Here is a 20,240-nt window from a genome sequence, read left to right as displayed (position 1 = left end):
CAAATTTGCGACGCGGCGGCGCTTTTTATTCGGTCTGACCCGCACGATCGTTTACCATAGTGACGTCATTTTTTAACAGGATGGTATTACTGGTGTCTGACTCTGCCGCACGCCCGACTTTTTTATTCCACGACTACGAAACCTTTGGCACGCATCCGGCGCTGGACCGACCGGCGCAGTTTGCCGCCATCCGCACCGATGACGAATTCAACATCATTGGCGAGCCTGAGGTCTTTTACTGTAAACCGGCTGATGACTACCTGCCGCAGCCCGGCGCGGTAATGGTCACCGGGATCACGCCGCAGGAAGCACGGGAAAAAGGCGTTAACGAAGCAGAGTTCGCCCGCCGCATCCACGATCTGTTTACCGTGCCTAATACCTGCGTGGTCGGTTACAACAACATCCGCTTCGATGATGAAGTGACGCGCAATATCTTCTATCGCAACTTCTACGATCCGTACGCCTGGAGCTGGCAGAACCGCAATTCACGCTGGGATCTGCTCGACATCATGCGCGCCTGTTATGCCCTGCGCCCTGAAGGCATTAACTGGCCGGAAAATGAGGAAGGGCTAACCAGCTTCCGGCTGGAACACCTGACGCGCGCCAACGGCATCGAGCACAGCAATGCCCACGATGCGATGGCAGACGTTTATGCCACCATTGCCATGGCGAAGCTGGTGAAAACCGCACAGCCCCGGCTGTTTGAATATCTGCTGAGCCACCGAAGCAAGCAGAAGCTCATGACCCTTATCGACGTACCGCAGATGAAGCCCCTGGTGCATATCTCCGGCATGTTTGGCGCCTGGCGCGGCAATACCAGCTGGGTTGCGCCGCTGGCGTGGCACCCGGATAACCGTAATGCGGTTATCATGGTGGACCTGGCGGGCGATATTTCGCCGCTGCTGGAGCTTGACAGCGATACCCTGCGCGAACGGCTTTACACCCCGAAAAATGAACTCGGGGATCTGCCTGCGGTGCCGGTTAAGCTGGTGCACATCAATAAATGTCCGGTGCTGGCGCAGGCGAACACGCTGCGTCCGGAAGATGCCGACAGGCTGGGCATTAACCGTCAGCACTGCCTGGATAACCTGAAAGTGCTTCGCGATAACCCGCAGGTGCGCGAGAAAGTGGTCGCCATCTTCGCCGAGGCGGAGTCGTTCGTGCCGTCCGAAAACGTGGATGCCCAGCTCTACAACGGCTTCTTCAGCGATGCCGACCGCGCAGCCATGAATATTGTTCTGCAAACCGAGCCGCGTAACTTACCTGCGCTGGACATCACCTTCGCCGATAAGCGCATCGAAAAGCTGATGTTTAACTACCGGGCGCGCAATTATCCCGGCACGCTGGATGAAGCAGAACAGGCGCGCTGGCTGCAGCACCGTCGAAACGTGTTTACGCCAGAGTATCTGCAGCATTACGCGCAGGAGCTTGAGTCGTTATACAACCAATATGAAGGCAACGCAGAAAAACAGATCCTGTTAAAAGCCCTGTTCCAGTACGCGCAAGAGATAGTCTGAAGTGAGATATAAAAAAACCGGAGACAAGGTCTCCGGTTTTTTTTTAAATGTTAAGACTTAAGCAACGTCTTCGTACTGCGGAACCGGGTTACGGAAGCTCTTCGTAACGCAGGCCAGGTACACCAGACCGATACCTGCCCAAATCAGGCCAAGCACCATCGAGCTCTCTTCCAGGTTAACCCACAGCGCGCCCACGGTCAGGGCACCGCACATCGGCAGGAACAGATACTGGAAGTGATCTTTCAGCGTCTTGTTACGCTTTTCACGGATCCAGAACTGAGAGATAACCGACAGGTTAACAAAGGTGAACGCCACCAGCGCACCGAAGTTAATCAGCGCCGTTGCCATCACCAGGTCAAAGTTAATCGCCAGAAGCGCGATCGCACCGACCAGGATAATGTTCATCGCCGGGGTACGCCAGGTTGGATGCACGTAGCCGAAGAAGCTTTTCGGGAATACGCCATCACGACCCATTACGTACATCAGACGCGCAACGCCTGCATGCGCGGCCATACCGGACGCCAGTACGGTGATGGTGGAGAAGATCAGCGCGCCGACCTGGAACGCTTTACCCGCCACATAGAGCATGATTTCCGGCTGAGACGCATCCGGATCCTTGAAGCGCGAGATATCCGGGAAGTACAGTTGCAGGAAATAGGTCGAGAAAATAAAGATCAGACCGCCAATCAGCGCCGTCAGGAAGATGGCACGCGGGATCACGCGCTCTGCATCCTTCGTTTCCTCAGACAGGTTGCTAATCCCGTCGAAACCGGTAAAGGAGAAGCACAGAATCGTCGCCCCGGTAATCATCGGGATCACATGCGCATCACCAGACCAGAACGGTTTGCTGCTCGCCAGGGTGCCCGCGCCTTCGCCGTGGAATACGCCATAGATCACCATGCCAAGAATCACGGCAATCAGGACAACCTGAAGCACAACGATAACGGAGTTAAAGTTGGCAACGGACTTGATGCTGCGCAGGTTAAAGGCCGTCATAAAGGCTACCAGCGCCACGACGAAGATCCACGAGGGAATCGATGGCACCAGCGCTTCAAAATAGATTTTTGCCAGCAGAATGTTGATCATCGGCGCGAACAGGTAGTCGAGCAGCGAAGACCAGCCCACCATAAAGCCAACCGTCGGGCTGATGGATTTCTGGGCATAGGTGTAGGCGGAACCTGCAGACGGATAGCGACGCACCAGTTTACCGTAGCTCAGCGCGGTAAAGAGGATCGCAATCAGCGCAAAGCCGTAAGCCGTCGGCACATGACCGTCAGTGAGGCCCGATACGATACCGAATGTATCGAACAGCGTCATCGGTTGCATATAGGCAAGGCCCATCATAACAACCGGAATCAACGTAAGCGTTTTACGTAATTCCACGCGAGAGGTGTTTGGAGTTGCGTTATGCGACATAGTTATTCTCCTTTACGGTGATAACCGCCACGTAAGCGAAAAATTGCCCCATTTCTTTCTTCCTCAGCGACAACAACTGTCGGATTTTAGTAAATATCTATCCGGTACGAAGCCCGGCCTCTTGGTTTTTAGTTTCGTTTCGTACATGCAAAAAAAAATAACCGACGCCTTTTATATCGTCGATTATTCATTTGGTTGCAGCGGCGGCATTTTGCCCCACATCGGATACAAAAGGCAATACTTTGCAACGCACCGGGTCATTTTCTTTTTTCTAACTGGCTGATTTCTCGGCGCTCCCCTGAGAGTAAACTGCAGCGATAGCACTATTTGCTAAAATTTCGTCCCGCCACCAGGCGCTGGCCAGCCCGGCGGTTTGTTCATTCCAGCCGACCCACACCGATTCGTTACTGCTTTGCGCAAGCACCTGTTTTTCAACAAGCGCACCGCTATCAATAAAGCGCTGCGCCAGATAGCGCGGCAAATAGCCGCAGCCCAGGCCGCTAATTTGCAGCTCCAGCTTGGTTTTAAAGTCAAAAACGGTAATGGCCTCCTGCTCATCCAGCAGCTGCGAGGAAACCGCACATTCGGGGCGCGAGCTGTCCCCGACTACTATTGCGCGGTACCCCTTAATAACGCGACGGTTAAGAGGATCAGGCTCCTGAGCCAGCGGATGATGGGGCGCCACGGCAAATACCTGCTCCAGCACGCCCAGGCGGGCAAAACCAAAGTCACTCAACTGGGGAGGCTCGTGCAGGGCACCGACAAAGATGTCCGCTCTGCCCTGGGTTAAGGCATCCCAGGAGCCGCCCAGCACGCCGTTGATGAAGATCAGCCGGGTGACGCTGTGATGCTGGTAAAACGCTTCAATGAGCGGCGTCAGTAGAGAAAACGGAAAGGTATCATCCACGCCTATCACCAGCTCATTCTCCCATCCCTGATGGAGCTTGACGGCCTGCTTTTCCAGCTCGCGAACGGTATGAAGAACGTCACGGCCTTTTTCCAGCAGCATCTGCCCGGTGCGGGTAAACCGCGCGCGGTGCCCGGAGCGATCGAGGATCTGAATATTGAGGTCGCTTTCCAGTTTTTGAACGGTATAGCTCAGGGCCGAAGGGGTTTTGTAGAGCTTTGCCGAGGCAGCCGCAAAGCTCCCCTCTTTTTCCAGTGCATCCAGAATAATAAGAACATCCAGCAGCGGTTTCATGCTCGCCCCCTTCTGGTGTGCGATAGTCTCCGCTGCGGGGCTTATTCCATGGGCATCACCAGCGGATCGGGATACTGATACTCAAACCCCAGCTCATGGCAAATGCGATTGCCATCAACAATTTTGCCTTTACTTTCGTTCTTTGCCTCACCAAAAACCGGCGGAGCCAACCCAAGCTGGCGTGCCATGAGCGGGTAAAACGTGCTGCGCGCCGGATGAGACGGTGCACATATATTATAGATGTGTCCGCCTTTTGGAGCCTGTAAGAGTAGCTCAATCGCGCCAATAACATCTTCAAGATGCACAAGATTCACGCCATGCTGACCGTCTGGTGCCGTCTTACCGGCAAAGAAGCGCCCCGGATGACGCCCCGGGCCAACCAGCCCCGCCAGACGAACGATATCGACCTGCGTGCCGGGAAGGTTATGCAGCCAGTCTTCCAGCTCTTTCAGGACCTGACCGCTCACGGTTACGGGACGGCGCTCGGAACTCTCTTTCACCACGCCCTCAGCATCGCCATAAACCGACGTCGAGCTGGTAAAAATTATGCGCGGGACGTGATGCGCCAGCGCGCTGTCGACAATCTCCTGCATCGCCTGCAGGTAGAATGATTCGCCCGGGCCACTGCGCCGTGCGGGTAGCGTAATCACCAGCGCATCTACGTTCATCAGCGTGTCCAGATCGTCCGCATCACACACCAGCTCCGGCTCCAGACGCAGTTCAACGCCATCAATACCGCACATTCGTGCCGCTTCGACCCCATCCCGGGTGGTCTTGCTCCCGGTCACCTGCCAGCCTTTCGCGGCTAATGACATCGCCAGCGGCATTCCCAGCCATCCTAAACCGACAATCGCGACCTTTTTCATGCGAATTCTCCTGACTCTCACTCGTCTTTCATAAGGCTACGCCAGCCCGGCAGAACACACAATTCATAGCATCAATATGAAATGAATTAATGATCAAAAAAAGCCCTTGCAATATGTCGTACAACTGGTTTAGGTTAAAAGACATCAAATGAATAAGCATTCATCGAGAATTTATATGACACGCGTTCAATTTAAACACCACCATCATCACCATCATCCTGACTAGTCTTTCAGGCGATGTGTGCTGGAAGACGTTTGGATCTTCCAGTGGTGCATGAACGCATGAAAAAGCCCCCGGAAGATCTTCTTCCGGGGGCTTTTTTTTGGACCAAATTCAGACAGGTTAAAACAGGTTAACGAGGAATAAAGAATGTTAGATAACTCACGTTTACGCATAGCTATTCAAAAATCAGGCCGTTTGAGTGACGATTCACGCGAACTGCTGGCCCGCTGCGGGATCAAAATCAACCTGCACACCCAGCGCCTGATTGCTCTGGCTGAAAACATGCCCATCGACATTCTGCGCGTGCGTGATGACGATATTCCCGGCCTTGTGATGGACGGCGTCGTTGACCTCGGTATCATCGGTGAAAACGTGCTGGAAGAAGAGCTGCTGACCCGCCGCGCCCAGGGTGAAGACCCGCGTTACTTCACCCTGCGTCGTCTGGACTTCGGCGGCTGCCGCCTGTCGCTGGCAACGCCGGTTGATGAAGCGTGGGACGGCCCGGCCGCGCTGAACGGCAAACGTATCGCCACCTCTTACCCTCACCTGTTGAAGCGTTATCTCGACCAGAAAGGCGTGCAGTTTAAATCCTGCCTGCTGAACGGCTCCGTTGAAGTGGCACCGCGTGCGGGTCTGGCGGACGCCATCTGTGACCTCGTCTCGACCGGCGCGACGCTGGAAGCGAACGGTCTGCGCGAAGTGGAAGTCATCTACCGCTCTAAAGCGTGCCTGATTCAGCGCGACGGCGAGATGGCCGACGCCAAACAGCAGCTGATCGACAAGCTGCTGACCCGTATTCAGGGCGTGATTCAGGCGCGTGAGTCCAAATACATCATGATGCACGCCCCAACCGAGCGTCTGGATGAAGTGATTGCCCTGCTGCCGGGCGCTGAGCGCCCAACCATCCTGCCGCTGGCGGGCGATCAGCAGCGCGTGGCGATGCACATGGTGAGCAGCGAAACCCTGTTCTGGGAAACCATGGAAAAACTGAAGGCGCTGGGCGCAAGCTCCATCCTGGTGCTGCCAATTGAGAAGATGATGGAGTAATGGCCATGAGCTTTAACACAATCATCGACTGGAATAATTGTAGCGACGAGCAACAGCGCGAGCTGCTGATGCGCCCGGCGATTTCCGCCTCTGAGAGCATCTCACGCACCGTGGCGGAGATCCTGGATAACGTCAAAGCCCGTGGCGATGACGCCCTGCGTGAATACAGTGCAAAGTTTGATAAGACGGAAGTCGGCGCATTGCAGGTTACGGAGCAGGAAATCATTGATGCCAGTAATCGTCTGGGTGACGACATCAAGCAGGCGATGGCCGTTGCGGTGAAAAACATTGATACCTTCCACACCGCGCAGAAGCTGCAGACCGTGGATGTGGAAACCCTGCCCGGCGTGCGTTGCCAGCAGGTGACGCGCCCGGTGGCGTCAGTGGGACTTTATATCCCTGGTGGTTCAGCGCCGCTGTTTTCGACCGTATTAATGCTCGCCACGCCGGCGCGTATCGCCGGATGCCAGAAAGTAGTGCTGTGTTCTCCGCCTCCGATCGCCGATGAGATCCTCTACGCGGCAAAACTCTGCGGCGTGCAGGCGGTGTATAAAGTGGGCGGCGCGCAGGCGATTTCCGCCCTGGCGTTCGGCACAGACTCCATTCCTAAAGTCGACAAAATCTTTGGCCCGGGCAATGCGTATGTGACCGAAGCCAAGCGTCAGGTCAGCCAGCGTCTCGACGGCGCGGCCATCGATATGCCTGCCGGTCCGTCTGAAGTGCTGGTCATTGCCGACAGCGGCGCAACGCCGGACTTCGTGGCCTCCGACCTGCTTTCACAGGCAGAACACGGCCCAGACTCGCAGGTCATCCTGCTGACGCCGGATGCCGATATGGCGAAACGCGTGGGCGAAGCCGTTGAGCGTCAGCTGGCCGAATTGCCGCGCGCGGAAACAGCGCGTCAGGCGCTGTCTGCCAGCCGCCTGATTGTAGCGCGCGACCTGGAACAGTGCATCTCCATCTCCAACCAGTACGGCCCGGAGCACCTGATCATTCAGACCCGCAACGCGCGCGATCTGGTCGACAGCATCACCAGCGCGGGCTCGGTGTTCCTCGGCGACTGGTCACCGGAGTCCGCGGGGGATTACGCCTCCGGCACCAACCACGTCCTGCCAACGTATGGCTACACCTCTACCTGTTCCAGCCTCGGCCTGGCGGATTTCCAGAAACGCATGACCGTGCAGGAACTCTCCCGTGACGGGTTTGCCTCACTGGCTTCTACTATTGAAACCCTGGCCGCCGCCGAGCGTCTGACCGCCCACAAAAACGCCGTGACGCTGCGCGTTGCCGCCCTGAAGGAGCAAGCATGAACATTGAAGAATTAGCCCGCGAAAATGTCCGCCGCCTGACGCCTTACCAGTCTGCGCGTCGTCTGGGCGGAAACGGGGACGTCTGGCTGAACGCCAACGAATTCCCGACTGCGGTGCAGTTTGAGCTGTCGCAGCAAACGCTGAACCGCTATCCGGAGTGTCAGCCAAAAGCGGTGATTGAAAACTACGCCCAGTACGCGGGTGTGAAGCCGGAGCAGGTACTGGTCAGCCGCGGCGCGGATGAGGGCATTGAGCTGCTGATCCGCGCGTTCTGCGAGCCGGGCAAAGACGCGGTGATGTACTGCCAGCCCACGTACGGAATGTACAGCGTCAGCGCCGAAACCTTCGGCGTGGCGTGCCGCAACGTCCAGGCGCTGGAGAACTGGCAGCTCGATTTACAGGGCATTGCCGACAATCTCGACGGCGTGAAGGTCGTCTTCGTCTGCAGCCCAAATAACCCCACCGGGCAGATTATTAACCCGCAGGATATCCGCACCCTGCTGGAGATGACCCGTGGTAAAGCGCTGGTGGTGGCCGACGAAGCCTACATCGAGTTCTGCCCGCAGGCGACGCTGACGGGCTGGCTGGAAGAGTATCCGCATCTCGTTGTGCTGCGCACGTTGTCAAAAGCCTTCGCCCTCGCGGGCCTGCGCTGCGGGTTTACGCTGGCGAATAAAGAGGTTATCGACCTGCTGCTGAAAGTGATCGCCCCGTACCCGCTTTCAACGCCGGTTGCCGATATTGCGGCACAGGCGCTGACGCCTCAGGGTATCAACGCGATGCGCGAACGCGTGGCACAGATCCTGGAGGAACGTCAGTACCTTGTCACCGCGCTGAAAGACATCCCTTGCGTCGAGCAGGTGTTCGACTCGGAAACCAACTACATCCTGGCGCGCTTCACCGCCTCCAGTGCCGTATTTAAATCTTTATGGGATCAGGGCATTATCTTACGAGACCAGAATAAACAACCTTCCCTGAGTGGCTGTTTACGTATCACCGTAGGCACCCGCGCAGAGAGCCAGCGCGTCATTGACGCCCTGAAAGCGGAGAAAGTATGACCCAGAAGATCCTTTTCATCGATCGTGACGGCACCCTTATTTCGGAGCCACCTGCCGATTTCCAGGTCGATCGTTTCGACAAGCTGGCTTTTGAACCGGACGTGATCCCGGTGCTGCTTAAGCTTCAGAAAGCGGGCTATAAGCTGGTAATGATCACCAACCAGGACGGTCTGGGTACGGACAGTTTCCCGCAGGCGGACTTTGACGGCCCGCATAACCTGATGATGCAGGTGCTAACCTCTCAGGGCGTGGTATTTGATGAGGTGCTGATTTGCCCGCACATGCCAGCCGACGAGTGCGACTGCCGTAAGCCAAAGGTGAAGCTGGTTGAGCGCTATCTGGCCGAAGAGATGCTGGATAAAACCAACAGCTACGTCATCGGCGATCGCATCACCGATATTACGCTGGCGGAAAACATGGGCATCGCGGGGCTGCGCTACGATCGTAACGACCTTAACTGGGCAAAGATTGGCGAGCAACTGACAAAACGCGACCGCTATTCCCACGTTGAGCGTAACACCAAAGAGACGCAGATTGATGTAAAAGTCTGGCTGGACCGTGAAGGCGGCAGCAAGATCCACACCGGCGTCGGTTTCTTTGACCACATGCTGGACCAGATTGCCACCCACGGCGGTTTCCGCATGGAGATCGCGGTAAAAGGCGACCTTTATATTGACGATCACCACACCGTGGAAGATACCGGCCTGGCGCTGGGTGAAGCCCTGAAGCTGGCGCTCGGCGACAAGCGCGGCATCAACCGTTTCGGCTTCGTCCTGCCGATGGACGAGTGCCTGGCGCGCTGCGCCATGGACATATCGGGTCGTCCGCACCTGGAATACAAAGCTGATTTCACCTACCAGCGCGTCGGCGATCTCAGCACCGAAATGGTGGAGCACTTCTTCCGTTCCCTGTCCTACACCATGGGACTGACGCTGCACCTGAAAACCAAAGGCAAAAACGATCACCACCGCGTGGAGAGCCTGTTTAAAGCCTTTGGCCGTACGCTTCGCCAGGCGATCCGCGTGGAAGGCGATGCCCTGCCCTCGTCGAAAGGAGTGCTGTAATGAACGTGGTGATTCTGGATACCGGATGCGCCAACCTCAACTCCGTGAATTCGGCCATCGCGCGCCACGGCTATGAGCCGGTGGTGAGCCGCGATCCGGACATTGTATTGCGCGCTGACAAGCTTTTCCTGCCGGGCGTTGGCACCGCACAGGCGGCGATGGACCAGATTCGCGAACGCGATCTGGTCGATTTGATCAAAGCCTGTACCCAGCCGGTGCTGGGGATTTGCCTGGGCATGCAGCTTCTTGGCCGCCGCAGCGAAGAGAGCAACGGCGTTGACCTGCTGGGCATTATCGACGAAGACGTACCGAAAATGACCGACCACGGCCTGCCTCTGCCGCATATGGGTTGGAACCGCGTGTACGCCAAAGCGGGTGACCGGCTGTTTCGCGGCATCGAAGACGGCGCGTACTTTTACTTCGTGCACAGTTACGCCATGCCGGTGAACGTCAATACCATCGCCCAGTGCACTTACGGCGAGGCGTTTACCGCGGCGGTGCAGAAAGACAATTTCTTCGGCGTACAGTTCCACCCGGAACGCTCTGGCGCCGCGGGCGCGCAGCTGCTGAAAAACTTCCTGGAGATGTGATGATTATTCCCGCGTTAGATTTAATTGACGGCACGGTTGTCCGTCTTCATCAGGGCGATTACGGTCAACAGCGCGACTACGGAAAGGACCCGCTACCGCGCCTGCAGGATTATGCCGGCCAGGGTGCACAGGTGCTGCATCTGGTGGATTTAACGGGCGCGAAAGATCCGGCGAAGCGCCAGATCCCGCTGCTGAAAAAACTGGTTGCTGGTGTTGACGTGCCCGTGCAGGTCGGCGGCGGCGTGCGCACCGAAGACGACGTGGCGGCTCTGCTGGATGCGGGCGTGGCGCGCGTGGTGGTCGGTTCAACCGCCGTGAAAGATCCTGAGACGGTGAAAGGCTGGTTCCGCCGCTTTGGCGCCGACGCCCTGGTACTGGCGCTGGACGTGCGCATTGACGAGCAGGGTAATAAGCAGGTGGCGGTCAGCGGCTGGCAGGAAAATTCCGGCGTAACGCTGGAAGCGCTGGTCGAGACGTATCTCCCTGTGGGCCTGAAGCACGTGCTGTGCACGGACATCTCGCGCGACGGCACGCTGGCGGGTTCCAACGTTTCTTTATATGAAGAAGTTTGCGCCCGTTATCCGCAGGTGGCATTCCAGTCATCTGGCGGCATCGGTGACTTAGCCGATATCGCCGCGCTGCGCGGAACGGGGGTACAGGGCGTGATTGTGGGCCGGGCCCTGCTGGAAGGTAAATTTACGGTGACGGAGGCGATTCAATGCTGGCAAAACGGATAATTCCTTGTCTTGACGTGCGCGATGGTCAGGTTGTGAAAGGCGTGCAGTTCCGCAACCACGAGATCATTGGCGATATCGTCCCGCTGGCAAAACGCTATGCCGATGAAGGCGCTGACGAACTGGTCTTCTATGATATCACCGCCTCCAGCGATGGCCGCGTGGTCGATAAAAGCTGGGTCGCGCGCGTGGCGGAAGTGATTGATATTCCGTTCTGCGTGGCGGGCGGGATTAAGTCTGCTGATGACGCCGCCAAAATTCTCTCTTTTGGCGCCGACAAGATTTCCATCAACTCCCCTGCTCTGGCCGAGCCGGAACTGATTACCCGCCTGGCCGATCGCTTTGGCGTGCAGTGCATAGTGGTAGGGATTGATACCTGGTTCGACGCCGCGACCGGCAAATATCACGTTAACCAATATACCGGCGATGAAAGCCGGACGCGCGTGACGCAGTGGGAAACGCTCGACTGGGTGCAGGAAGTGCAGAAGCGCGGCGCAGGTGAGATTGTGCTGAACATGATGAACCAGGACGGCGTGCGTAACGGTTACGATCTCGAGCAGCTGAAGAAAGTTCGCGCGGTGTGCCACGTTCCGCTGATTGCCTCCGGCGGCGCGGGCACCATGGAACACTTCCTGGAAGCCTTCCGCGATGCGAACGTCGACGGCGCGCTGGCCGCGTCCGTGTTCCACAAACAGATTATCAATATTGGCGAGTTAAAAACGTACCTGGCCGACCAGGGCGTGGAGATCAGGGTATGTTAACAGAGCAACAACAGGCGCAGCTGGACTGGGAAAAAACTGACGGATTACTGCCGGTGGTTGTACAGCATGCCGTCTCAGGCGAAGTGCTGATGCTGGGATACATGAACCAGGACGCGCTGGCAAAAACAATCGACAGCGGCAAAGTGACGTTTTTCTCGCGCACGAAGCAGCGCCTGTGGACCAAAGGGGAAACCTCGGGTCACTTCCTGAACGTGGTCAGCATGACGCCAGACTGCGATAACGACACCCTGCTGGTGCTGGCAAACCCCATCGGACCAACCTGCCATAAGGGCACCAGCAGCTGCTTCGGCGAGGCGAGCCACCAGTGGCTGTTCCTGTATCAGCTTGAGCAACTCCTGGCGGAGCGTAAATCCGCGGATCCTGAGAGCTCCTATACCGCGAAGCTGTATGCCAGCGGGACTAAGCGTATTGCGCAGAAGGTGGGTGAAGAAGGCGTTGAGACGGCGCTGGCCGCGACCGTACACGACCGGGAAGAGTTGACGAATGAAGCGTCGGATTTGATGTATCACCTGCTGGTGCTGCTGCAAGATCAGGAGCTGGATTTGACGGCGGTGATTGAGAATCTTCGAAAGCGTCATAAATAAAAAAACCGGGGATTTTCCCCGGTTTTTTTTAATCTGCAAATCAGGCTTTTGGTTTGTAGTTGTGCAATGCGTTACGCGCCAGTACCACTACAGAACCCATCATCAAGCCCAGCAGCACGGCAAGAGTCAGAATGATTGGTTTTTTGGGGCTGTCACGATGTACAGGCAGATTTGGTTTCATAACGTAACGGTAGACGTGGATAGTATCCGGGTTTACGTTCAGATTTTGAATATCCAGCAAGTTTTGTCTGGTCTGATAGTAAGCAGCAGAAAAGACCAGCGGGCGTGACGCTTCATTGTCAATCATCGATTTCAGACCGTCGCTTCCCAGCAGAAACATCGTTTCCTGAGTCACATCCTGGGTTTGCTGAATGCGCGGCGAGGTAATTTTCGCCGCCTCAGCATTTTTCAGCGCCTCAGCAATCTGTTTGATTCGCAGCTCTTTCTGCTCTTGAGCGACCTTTTCCTGGCTTACCAGAGAATCGTTCAGGGATTTAATCTGTTCCTTGATATTGTCCTTGAGGTCAAGGGCAAGTTCTTTTGCCGTCTGTTCATCTACTTGCTGAATGTACTGCGCTAACTGCTTTTGAGCCGCTTCAGCAGAAGTGCTGATATAGGAGACGGTTAATGGCAACGTTTCCCCTTTAACAGCAGGCTCAATGGTCAGTTTTTCTGGCACGTCCTGATTGTCCAGCGCCTGCGATAACGCTGAGAAAGAAGAGTTAAAACGTCCAATAGCGCGCGTTTGAATGTCCAGCATCGAAGGGGCAGCGCTGCCGTAGAGGATGTTCAATGCATTTGAATAAGTCGCTATCTGGGCCGCATCTGGTTGTGCAATAATCGCCCGTGAGGTCCACTTTTCCTTTGCGACTGATAGATATCCTATCGCCATGGCAATAAAAACAAAAACAAAAATTGCTATCGTCCACTTCCCACGCCACAGCTGTAGCATTAATGCAAGTAAATCAATGTGCTCAGGGTCATTGCTTCGGCTGACCGGACTATTGTTGTTTTGCGTCATACAATCCCTAACAGATAAAAAGGGGGAAAATTATTATGTTTGCATAGTGTATATATTGCTGAGGATTTTTCTATAAGAATCCGATGAGTTATATCGGAAAGATGCGTTATGTAACTCGCCCCCTTCGCGCTATCATAGTCACTATGTGATGCGTTATCGCATCTGTAAGCGTTAGGTATTTGAGGAAAGATATGAAATTTCTGGTAACGGGTGCAGCGGGTTTTATCGGTTCGAATGTCAGCAAACGCCTCATTGAGGGCGGTCATGAGGTTGTCGGTATTGATAACCTGAACGACTATTACGATGTTAATTTAAAGCTGGCACGTCTGGAACGGCTACAATCTGAGCGATTCACCTTCCACAAGATGGAATTAGCTGACCGGGAAGGTATGGCTGCGCTTTTCGCTGACGAGAAGTTCGATCGCGTTATTCACCTGGCCGCACAGGCAGGCGTACGCTACTCCCTGGAAAACCCGCATGCGTACGCCGATGCCAACCTTATTGGCCACCTCAACGTGCTGGAAGGCTGCCGCCATAACCACGTTCAGCATTTGCTGTATGCCTCATCCAGCTCCGTATATGGCCTCAACCGTAAGATGCCCTTCTCCACTGCCGATTCCGTAGATCACCCGGTTTCACTCTATGCCGCGACCAAAAAAGCCAATGAGCTGATGTCGCACACCTATTCGCATCTCTACAACCTGCCGACCACCGGATTGCGCTTCTTTACCGTATACGGTCCGTGGGGACGCCCGGACATGGCGCTGTTTAAGTTTACTAAGGCGATGATTGAAGGCAAAAGCATCGATGTCTATAACTACGGCAAGATGAAGCGCGATTTCACCTACATCGATGATATCGCTGAAGCAATTATCCGCCTGCAGGATGTTATTCCCCATCCTGACGCAAACTGGACCGTCGAGACTGGCTCACCGGCAACCAGTTCAGCACCTTACCGCGTTTACAACATCGGTAACAGTTCGCCGGTAGAACTGATGGACTACATCACCGCGCTGGAAGAGGCGCTAGGTAAGAAAGCCGAGAAAAATATGTTGCCACTCCAGCCGGGCGACGTCCTGGAAACCAGCGCCGACACGAAAGCGCTCTATGACGTGATCGGTTTCAAACCGCAAACCTCGGTTAAAGACGGCGTGAAGAACTTCGTTGACTGGTACCGCGAGTTTTACAAGGTCTGAAAATAAAAAACCCGGCAAATCAGCCGGGTTTTTTATTTTAACGTAAGAGAATTAGTCGCTACCGAACAGATCGCGGGTATAGACTTTGTCAGCGACGTCAGCCAGCTCTTCGGCCATACGGTTCGAGATGATGACATCCGCTTCCTTCTTAAAAGCATCCAGATCGCGGATCACGCGGGAATTGAAGAACTGATCTTCCTGCATGGCCGGTTCATAAATAATAACCTCAACGCCTTTCGCCTTGATGCGCTTCATGATCCCCTGAATGGAAGAGGCGCGGAAGTTATCGGAACCGCTCTTCATGATCAGACGATACACGCCGACCACTTTCGGCTGGCGCGCAAGAATAGAATCGGAGATGAAATCTTTACGCGTACGGTTAGCGTCAACAATCGCAGAAATGAGATTATTCGGTACAGCCTGGTAGTTTGCCAGCAGCTGCTTGGTATCTTTTGGCAGGCAATAACCGCCGTAGCCAAATGACGGGTTGTTGTAGTGGTTACCAATACGCGGGTCGAGGCAAACCCCTTCAATAATCTGGCGGGTGTTAAGCCCAAGACTTTCTGCATAGCTGTCGAGCTCATTGAAGTACGCGACTCGCATTGCCAGATAGGTGTTTGCGAAAAGCTTAATCGCCTCCGCTTCGGTGGAGTCTGTGAACAGCACCGGAATATCTTTCTTCACTGCGCCTTCCTGAAGCAGCGCAGCGAAACGTTCAGCGCGATCAGAGCGTTCGCCAATAACGATACGGGAAGGATGCAGGTTATCATAAAGCGCTCTCCCCTCACGCAGGAACTCAGGCGAGAAGAAAATATTATCGATACCAAACTTTTCTTTGATGGATTTGGTAAAGCCGACAGGAATGGTTGATTTAATAACCATCACCGCATCAGGATTGACCGCAATAACATCTTTGATAACCGCTTCTACGGTTGAGGTGTTGAAGTAATTGGTTTTTGGATCGTAGTCAGTAGGCGTCGCAATGATGACGTAATCCGCATCGCGGTATGCATCTTCTTTATCTGTCGTGGCGCGGAAATTCAGCGGTTTGTAGCTGAGATAGTCCTGGATTTCTTTGTCGACAATCGGCGATTTCTTCTGATTGAGCATATCCACTTTGGCCTGCACGATATCCAGCGCAACCACTTCATGGTTCTGAGCAATCAGAATGCCGTTAGAAAGACCGACATACCCTGTTCCGGAAATTGTTATTTTCATTCGCTAATGACTTCTTTTAGTTAACTGTATTGATGGCCAGCAGACCATCGCGATAAACATAACTGTTGGGCTTTGTACCTCCTGGCAAACAGCACTGTCAAGGCAAACCAGGAGTAATCACAACGAGGGGGATGAGATTCAGACTACTTCGAATAATGCGCGGCATTTTTTGCATAAAAAAACCCGGAGACAGGCTCCGGGTTTGATGAAAGCGAGTAAGTTAACTTATTCCATCCATTCGGTGTGGAACACGCCTTCTTTATCCGTGCGCTTGTAAGTATGCGCGCCGAAATAGTCACGCTGTGCCTGAATCAGGTTGGCAGGCAGAACGGCAGCGCGGTAGCTATCGTAATACGCCACCGCAGCGGAGAAGGTTGGAACCGGGATACCGTTCTGTACAGCGTAGGCAACCACGTCACGCAGCGCCTGCTGGTACTCGTCTGCAATCTTCTTAAAGTACGGTGCCAGCAGAAGGTTAGCGATACCTGCGTTTTCAGCATAGGCATCGGTGATTTTCTGCAGGAACTGCGCACGAATGATGCAACCCGCGCGGAAGATCTTCGCGATCTCGCCGTAGTTCAGGTCCCAGTTATTCTCGTCAGACGCCGCACGCAGCTGTGAGAAGCCCTGCGCGTAGGAGACGATTTTACCCAGGTACAGGGCGCGACGAACTTTCTCGACGAACTCAGCTTTGTCACCGGCTGGTTTAGCCTGTGGGCCTGACAGCACTTTAGAAGCAGCAACGCGCTGCTCTTTCAGAGAAGAGATATAACGCGCAAAGACGGATTCGGTGATCAGAGACAGCGGCTCACCCAGATCCAGAGAGCTCTGGCTGGTCCATTTACCGGTACCTTTGTTCGCTGCTTCATCCAGGATCACATCAACCAGGTATTTACCCTCTTCATCTTTTTTCGTGAAGATATCTTTGGTGATGTCGATCAGGTAGCTGTTCAACTCGCCTTTGTTCCACTCGGTAAAGGTTTCAGCCAGCTCTTCATTAGAGAGATTCAGGCCGCCTTTCAGCAGGGAGTATGCTTCTGCGATCAGCTGCATATCGCCGTATTCGATGCCGTTGTGCACCATTTTTACATAGTGACCCGCACCGTCCGGACCGATATAAGTCACACACGGCTCGCCATCTTCCGCAACAGCAGCGATTTTAGTCAGAATAGGCGCAACCAGTTCGTACGCTTCTTTCTGGCCACCAGGCATGATAGATGGGCCTTTCAGCGCACCCTCTTCACCACCGGAAACACCGGTACCGATGAAGTTGAAGCCTTCAGCGGACAATTCACGGTTACGACGAATGGTGTCCTGGAAGAAGGTGTTACCGCCATCAATGATGATGTCGCCTTTTTCGAGGTAAGGCTTCAGGGAGTCGATAGCTGCATCGGTACCTGCGCCCGCTTTCACCATTAGCAGGATTCGACGAGGCGTTTCCAGAGACTCAACGAACTCTTTCACCGTATAGAAAGGAACCAGCTTCTTGCCTGGGTTCTCGGCAATCACTTCTTCGGTCTTATCACGGGAGCGGTTGAAAACGGAGACGGTATAACCACGGCTTTCGATGTTGAGCGCCAGGTTGCGCCCCATCACTGCCATACCGACAACGCCGATCTGTTGCTTGGACATTACATACTCCTGTCAGGTGTGGTCCCACCAGGTACTTCCCGGTGGATATATTATCGAATAATCTTAACTCAGAAATCGAGAGCAGAGGTAGGTAATTATGGTCATTAATACACTTTAGCCATAACAAAAGCATGGCTTTATCAAGTGGTCATTTTTGCGTCGTTGAAATACATTGCTTTTTATATTCTTTAATAGTTTTCTGGTATATATAATAGCTTAACTTAGGTATACGTTTCAAATTCTTATCATCGAAATCGACACCAATTATTCCAAACCTATTTTTGTAACCCCATAACCATTCGAAATTATCGAGCAAGCTCCAAAATAGATAGCCCTGAATATCCAATCCTTCCTTTTTTGCATTCATAACGGCAGTAACATGTCTCTTGAGATAGTCTGCTCTCAACTTATCAGAAATGACCCCTTCCTTAAGTTTTTCATCAGCTAAACCAAAACCTGCACCATTCTCAGTAATAATGAAGGTAGGATGAGCATATTCGGCATCAATCTTTTTCATCATTGTAACCAACGCCTCAGGAGAAACAGGTCCGTTGACGGATGGTTTTTTATCTGGGTTAGGGACATTACCTATTTCAAACGGTTCAGATTTATCATTCCTAACCAATGTTGGACCATAATAATTTACGCCGATGAAATCAGGTTTTCCTTGGGTAATCAATTGCATATCTTGAGATGTGGGCTTAAATTTAGGATATGCTGATTGATACATTTTCAATACTGAATCTGGATATTTTCCCTTATATAGAGCATCGAGAATCCAGTTGTTGTGGAGATCGTTACATAACTGCTCAGTAGTACTATTTGGATGTCCATTATCGATGCAAGGAGATAAGTTTAACGCAATGCCAATACGTCCATCATATTTAGCCTTATGGTAATTACGTACCACCATCGCATTTGCAATCAAAAGGTTGTGTAATGCTACCGCTTGTTTTCCACGAGACGCTACGGACAAAACGTCACGGTATCCGTCTGGTTTTTTTTCAATGAGATTTGCTGCAAGGGGTTCAAGAGTAAAAACATAGCCTTCAGGCTCATTAAAGGTAATAAAATTATGACTTTTATTACCAAAATTCTCAAAAATAACTTGCGCAAATTTTTCGAACCACACTGGTGATTCAGGGTTAGACCAACTACCTTTTTTATAAAGCGCTAATGGCATGTCCCAGTGGTAAAGTGTAATCACCGGCTCAATATTAGCTTCTTTTAAGTCAGCAATAAGTTGGTTGTAATATTCTAATCCCTTTTTATTTACCGTTACACCGTCAGGCATGACCCTGGACCAGGATATGGAGAAGCGGTACGAATTGACACCTAATTCTTTCATGAGTTGTATATCTTTTAGATAGACATCCCGAGAAATTTGATTGGCTGCAACATCTCCATTTTCAACGGTACCAATAGTATATTTTGTTACTTCATTATGAGTAAAATAATCCCAGTTTGAAGGACCCTTTCCACTCTCATTCCAGCCACCTTCAACCTGGTAAGATGAGGATGCCGTGCCCCAGAGAAAATCACATTGCTGTTTTTCACCAGAGAATGCAGGAGGTAAAAGAAGCGCAGAGGTAAGGAAAAAATATTTTGCTTTCATTTTATAATCAAAACCTGATAGCTATTAAGGGTATGATATTGTTAATTTTATGAATCGCTATTTGCTATTTTTTATTAAATTGAGCAAATACTGGCCGTAATTGGTCTTGCTCATTTCATTCCCGTAGGTCAGGACCTCACTCTCAGTGAGCCAACCGTTACGGTAAGCAATTTCCTCCAGGCAGGCGATTTTGAACCCTTGTCGCTTCTCAATAGTATGAATAAATTGTGATGCTTCGATTAAACTGTCATGGGTACCGGTATCGAGCCATGCAAAGCCTCGTCCCAGTAATTCTACCTGAAGATTTCCCTGTTCGAGATACATCTCATTCAGCGTAGTAATTTCAAGTTCACCGCGTGCTGATGGTTTAACGCGTTTTGCCATATCAACCACGTTTGCATCATAAAAATATAGGCCAGTAACAGCCCAGTTGGATTTAGGTGCAGCTGGTTTTTCTTCTATACTTAATGCCTTGAAGTTTTCATCAAACTCTACAACACCAAAACGCTCTGGATCCATTACCTGGTAGCCAAAAACAGTAGCCCCGGCATTACCTGAAACAACCGATTCAAGTTTCCTACCAAAACTCTGCCCGAAGAAAATATTATCACCTAATACTAAGGCACATTTATCACCAGAGATAAACTCTTCACCAATAATGAATGCTTGCGCAAGGCCATCAGGAGACGGCTGAATTTCATAGGACAAATTAATTCCGAAACGACTACCATCTCCTAACAAACGTTTAAAAGAAGGCAGATCTTCAGGTGTTGTGATTAAGAGAATATCACGGATACCCGCAAGCATAAGCACCGACATTGGATAATAAACCATAGGTTTATCATAAATGGGTAAAAGTTGTTTAGAGACTCCACGTGTAATTGGGTGTAAACGTGTTCCTGAACCGCCAGCAAGAATAATACCCTTCATTCTACTACCTCAATACTCTTAAGCTAAATTAGAATTAATATCTTTCAATTAAACAACATCTTTTCTGATATCAGTTGAGCACAATGTTTTTACCCATGAGTCTACGCTATAACGCGAAATTGCATCCGTATGCTTTTCATCATACGGGATATCAAAAAAAGCAGAGTCTATATAAATATTTTTGCGGTCTATAAAATAAAAATTTTCAGATGCATAAAAGTCGTAGTCCTTAACTC

The 20,240-nt window shown here is 52.5% G+C and carries 20 protein-coding genes, 1 pseudogene and 1 other annotated feature; of the genes and pseudogenes, 11 read left to right on the top strand and 10 right to left on the bottom strand.

Annotation, left to right across the window (positions count from 1 at the left end; genetic code table 11):
* Positions 1 to 80 precede the first annotated feature (80 nt).
* The gene (gene sbcB / locus IM295_RS21205) at positions 81 to 1,517 is read left to right on the top strand and encodes an exodeoxyribonuclease I (protein WP_370551817.1); all 1,437 of its coding nucleotides are present in this window, start codon (positions 81 to 83) and stop codon (positions 1,515 to 1,517) included.
* A 57-nt stretch (positions 1,518 to 1,574) separates the two neighbouring features.
* Here sbcB and plaP read toward each other — a convergent pair whose 3' ends face one another.
* The 4 genes from plaP to IM295_RS21185 all read right to left on the bottom strand — a co-directional run bounded on the left by plaP (position 1,575) and on the right by IM295_RS21185 (position 5,000).
* Positions 1,575 to 2,933 carry a putrescine/proton symporter PlaP gene (gene plaP / locus IM295_RS21200; protein ID WP_028013759.1) on the bottom strand — a complete coding sequence of 453 codons (1,359 nt, stop codon included), beginning with the start codon at positions 2,931 to 2,933 and terminating at the stop codon, positions 1,575 to 1,577.
* Positions 2,923 to 2,985: a membrane protein YoeI gene (gene yoeI / locus IM295_RS21195; protein WP_099458931.1), complete on the bottom strand. Its 63-nt coding sequence runs from the start codon at positions 2,983 to 2,985 to the stop codon at positions 2,923 to 2,925. Before yoeI ends, plaP begins: the two co-directional genes overlap by 11 nt.
* A 219-nt stretch (positions 2,986 to 3,204) precedes the next feature.
* Entirely contained in the window at positions 3,205 to 4,134 is a 930-nt protein-coding gene (locus IM295_RS21190; protein WP_041909174.1) for a LysR substrate-binding domain-containing protein, read from the bottom strand.
* Between the two features lie 41 nt (positions 4,135 to 4,175).
* Positions 4,176 to 5,000 carry an SDR family oxidoreductase gene (locus tag IM295_RS21185; RefSeq protein ID WP_136485431.1) on the bottom strand — a complete coding sequence of 275 codons (825 nt, stop codon included), beginning with the start codon at positions 4,998 to 5,000 and terminating at the stop codon, positions 4,176 to 4,178.
* 175 nt (positions 5,001 to 5,175) lie between these two features.
* On the opposite strand from IM295_RS21185, the gene hisL reads away from it, so the two are divergent.
* The 9 genes from hisL to hisIE all read left to right on the top strand — a co-directional run bounded on the left by hisL (position 5,176) and on the right by hisIE (position 12,392).
* Positions 5,176 to 5,226 carry a his operon leader peptide gene (hisL, locus tag IM295_RS21180; RefSeq protein WP_001364200.1) on the top strand — a complete coding sequence of 17 codons (51 nt, stop codon included), beginning with the start codon at positions 5,176 to 5,178 and terminating at the stop codon, positions 5,224 to 5,226.
* Positions 5,202 to 5,325, top strand: a sequence feature (His leader region). It overlaps the preceding gene by 25 nt.
* A gap of 45 nt (positions 5,326 to 5,370) precedes the next feature.
* Positions 5,371 to 6,270: an ATP phosphoribosyltransferase gene (hisG, locus tag IM295_RS21175; RefSeq protein ID WP_000886595.1), complete on the top strand. Its 900-nt coding sequence runs from the start codon at positions 5,371 to 5,373 to the stop codon at positions 6,268 to 6,270.
* A 5-nt stretch (positions 6,271 to 6,275) separates the two neighbouring features.
* Entirely contained in the window at positions 6,276 to 7,580 is a 1,305-nt protein-coding gene (gene hisD / locus IM295_RS21170) for a histidinol dehydrogenase (RefSeq protein ID WP_193067287.1), read from the top strand.
* Complete coding sequence (gene hisC / locus IM295_RS21165) at positions 7,577 to 8,638, top strand: histidinol-phosphate transaminase (RefSeq protein WP_028013763.1); 1,062 nt, start codon at positions 7,577 to 7,579, stop codon at positions 8,636 to 8,638. Before hisD ends, hisC begins: the two co-directional genes overlap by 4 nt.
* Positions 8,635 to 9,702: a bifunctional histidinol-phosphatase/imidazoleglycerol-phosphate dehydratase HisB gene (gene hisB / locus IM295_RS21160; RefSeq protein ID WP_069733075.1), complete on the top strand. Its 1,068-nt coding sequence runs from the start codon at positions 8,635 to 8,637 to the stop codon at positions 9,700 to 9,702. Before hisC ends, hisB begins: the two co-directional genes overlap by 4 nt.
* Positions 9,702 to 10,292 (top strand): imidazole glycerol phosphate synthase subunit HisH, encoded by a 591-nt coding sequence (gene hisH, locus IM295_RS21155; RefSeq protein ID WP_193067286.1) that lies wholly within the window; start codon positions 9,702 to 9,704, stop codon positions 10,290 to 10,292. Before hisB ends, hisH begins: the two co-directional genes overlap by 1 nt.
* A complete protein-coding gene (gene hisA, locus IM295_RS21150; RefSeq protein WP_193067285.1) occupies positions 10,292 to 11,029 on the top strand; it encodes a 1-(5-phosphoribosyl)-5-[(5-phosphoribosylamino)methylideneamino]imidazole-4-carboxamide isomerase in 738 nt (245 codons plus the stop codon). Before hisH ends, hisA begins: the two co-directional genes overlap by 1 nt.
* Positions 11,011 to 11,787 carry an imidazole glycerol phosphate synthase subunit HisF gene (hisF, locus tag IM295_RS21145; protein WP_045260395.1) on the top strand — a complete coding sequence of 259 codons (777 nt, stop codon included), beginning with the start codon at positions 11,011 to 11,013 and terminating at the stop codon, positions 11,785 to 11,787. The genes hisA and hisF overlap by 19 nt, the downstream gene beginning before the upstream one ends.
* Complete coding sequence (hisIE, locus tag IM295_RS21140; RefSeq protein ID WP_045403080.1) at positions 11,781 to 12,392, top strand: bifunctional phosphoribosyl-AMP cyclohydrolase/phosphoribosyl-ATP diphosphatase HisIE; 612 nt, start codon at positions 11,781 to 11,783, stop codon at positions 12,390 to 12,392. Before hisF ends, hisIE begins: the two co-directional genes overlap by 7 nt.
* A 40-nt stretch (positions 12,393 to 12,432) precedes the next feature.
* Here the strand turns inward: hisIE and wzzB are convergent, their stop codons facing one another.
* Positions 12,433 to 13,413, bottom strand: coding sequence for an LPS O-antigen chain length determinant protein WzzB (gene wzzB / locus IM295_RS21135; RefSeq protein ID WP_182035433.1), 981 nt, complete (start codon positions 13,411 to 13,413; stop codon positions 12,433 to 12,435).
* Positions 13,414 to 13,604: 191 nt separating this feature from the next.
* On the opposite strand from wzzB, the gene IM295_RS21130 reads away from it, so the two are divergent.
* On the top strand, positions 13,605 to 14,609 hold the full coding sequence (locus IM295_RS21130) for an NAD-dependent epimerase (RefSeq protein ID WP_047367916.1): 1,005 nt from the start codon (positions 13,605 to 13,607) through the stop codon (positions 14,607 to 14,609).
* Between the two features lie 51 nt (positions 14,610 to 14,660).
* On the opposite strand, the gene ugd is transcribed toward IM295_RS21130, so the two are convergent.
* From ugd to IM295_RS23160, 5 genes and pseudogenes are all read right to left on the bottom strand, one after another.
* Positions 14,661 to 15,827, bottom strand: a complete 1,167-nt coding sequence (gene ugd / locus IM295_RS21125) for a UDP-glucose 6-dehydrogenase (protein ID WP_193067284.1) — start codon at positions 15,825 to 15,827, stop codon at positions 14,661 to 14,663.
* A 225-nt stretch (positions 15,828 to 16,052) separates the two neighbouring features.
* Positions 16,053 to 17,459 (bottom strand): NADP-dependent phosphogluconate dehydrogenase, encoded by a 1,407-nt coding sequence (gndA, locus tag IM295_RS21120; protein ID WP_028013772.1) that lies wholly within the window; start codon positions 17,457 to 17,459, stop codon positions 16,053 to 16,055.
* A 148-nt stretch (positions 17,460 to 17,607) separates the two neighbouring features.
* Positions 17,608 to 19,074, bottom strand: a complete 1,467-nt coding sequence (locus IM295_RS21115; protein WP_193067283.1) for a glycoside hydrolase family 1 protein — start codon at positions 19,072 to 19,074, stop codon at positions 17,608 to 17,610.
* 57 nt (positions 19,075 to 19,131) lie between these two features.
* Complete coding sequence (gene rfbA / locus IM295_RS21110) at positions 19,132 to 20,004, bottom strand: glucose-1-phosphate thymidylyltransferase RfbA (protein ID WP_028013773.1); 873 nt, start codon at positions 20,002 to 20,004, stop codon at positions 19,132 to 19,134.
* A 48-nt stretch (positions 20,005 to 20,052) separates the two neighbouring features.
* Positions 20,053 to 20,240 (bottom strand): annotated as a pseudogene (locus tag IM295_RS23160) (hypothetical protein); the annotation flags it as partial.

This window comes from Enterobacter cloacae complex sp. P14RS (genome assembly GCF_014895895.1).
Lineage (GTDB): Bacteria > Pseudomonadota > Gammaproteobacteria > Enterobacterales > Enterobacteriaceae > Enterobacter > Enterobacter bugandensis.
The sequence above is the reverse complement of the archived record's forward strand: the minus strand, read 5'-3'. Positions and strand labels throughout refer to the sequence as shown.

What these genes read in the sequence shown, in the direction of transcription:
- sbcB (WP_370551817.1), top strand. Translation starts at nt 81, where the DNA reads ATGGTATTACTGGTGTCTGACTCTGCCGCACGCCCGACTTTTTTATTC.
- plaP (WP_028013759.1), bottom strand. Translation starts at nt 2,933, where the DNA reads ATGTCGCATAACGCAACTCCAAACACCTCTCGCGTGGAATTACGTAAA.
- IM295_RS21190 (WP_041909174.1), bottom strand. Translation starts at nt 4,134, where the DNA reads ATGAAACCGCTGCTGGATGTTCTTATTATTCTGGATGCACTGGAAAAA.
- IM295_RS21185 (WP_136485431.1), bottom strand. Translation starts at nt 5,000, where the DNA reads ATGAAAAAGGTCGCGATTGTCGGTTTAGGATGGCTGGGAATGCCGCTG.
- hisG (WP_000886595.1), top strand. Translation starts at nt 5,371, where the DNA reads ATGTTAGATAACTCACGTTTACGCATAGCTATTCAAAAATCAGGCCGT.
- hisD (WP_193067287.1), top strand. Translation starts at nt 6,276, where the DNA reads ATGAGCTTTAACACAATCATCGACTGGAATAATTGTAGCGACGAGCAA.
- hisC (WP_028013763.1), top strand. Translation starts at nt 7,577, where the DNA reads ATGAACATTGAAGAATTAGCCCGCGAAAATGTCCGCCGCCTGACGCCT.
- hisB (WP_069733075.1), top strand. Translation starts at nt 8,635, where the DNA reads ATGACCCAGAAGATCCTTTTCATCGATCGTGACGGCACCCTTATTTCG.
- hisH (WP_193067286.1), top strand. Translation starts at nt 9,702, where the DNA reads ATGAACGTGGTGATTCTGGATACCGGATGCGCCAACCTCAACTCCGTG.
- hisA (WP_193067285.1), top strand. Translation starts at nt 10,292, where the DNA reads ATGATTATTCCCGCGTTAGATTTAATTGACGGCACGGTTGTCCGTCTT.
- hisF (WP_045260395.1), top strand. Translation starts at nt 11,011, where the DNA reads ATGCTGGCAAAACGGATAATTCCTTGTCTTGACGTGCGCGATGGTCAG.
- hisIE (WP_045403080.1), top strand. Translation starts at nt 11,781, where the DNA reads ATGTTAACAGAGCAACAACAGGCGCAGCTGGACTGGGAAAAAACTGAC.
- wzzB (WP_182035433.1), bottom strand. Translation starts at nt 13,413, where the DNA reads ATGACGCAAAACAACAATAGTCCGGTCAGCCGAAGCAATGACCCTGAG.
- IM295_RS21130 (WP_047367916.1), top strand. Translation starts at nt 13,605, where the DNA reads ATGAAATTTCTGGTAACGGGTGCAGCGGGTTTTATCGGTTCGAATGTC.
- ugd (WP_193067284.1), bottom strand. Translation starts at nt 15,827, where the DNA reads ATGAAAATAACAATTTCCGGAACAGGGTATGTCGGTCTTTCTAACGGC.
- gndA (WP_028013772.1), bottom strand. Translation starts at nt 17,459, where the DNA reads ATGTCCAAGCAACAGATCGGCGTTGTCGGTATGGCAGTGATGGGGCGC.
- IM295_RS21115 (WP_193067283.1), bottom strand. Translation starts at nt 19,074, where the DNA reads ATGAAAGCAAAATATTTTTTCCTTACCTCTGCGCTTCTTTTACCTCCT.
- rfbA (WP_028013773.1), bottom strand. Translation starts at nt 20,004, where the DNA reads ATGAAGGGTATTATTCTTGCTGGCGGTTCAGGAACACGTTTACACCCA.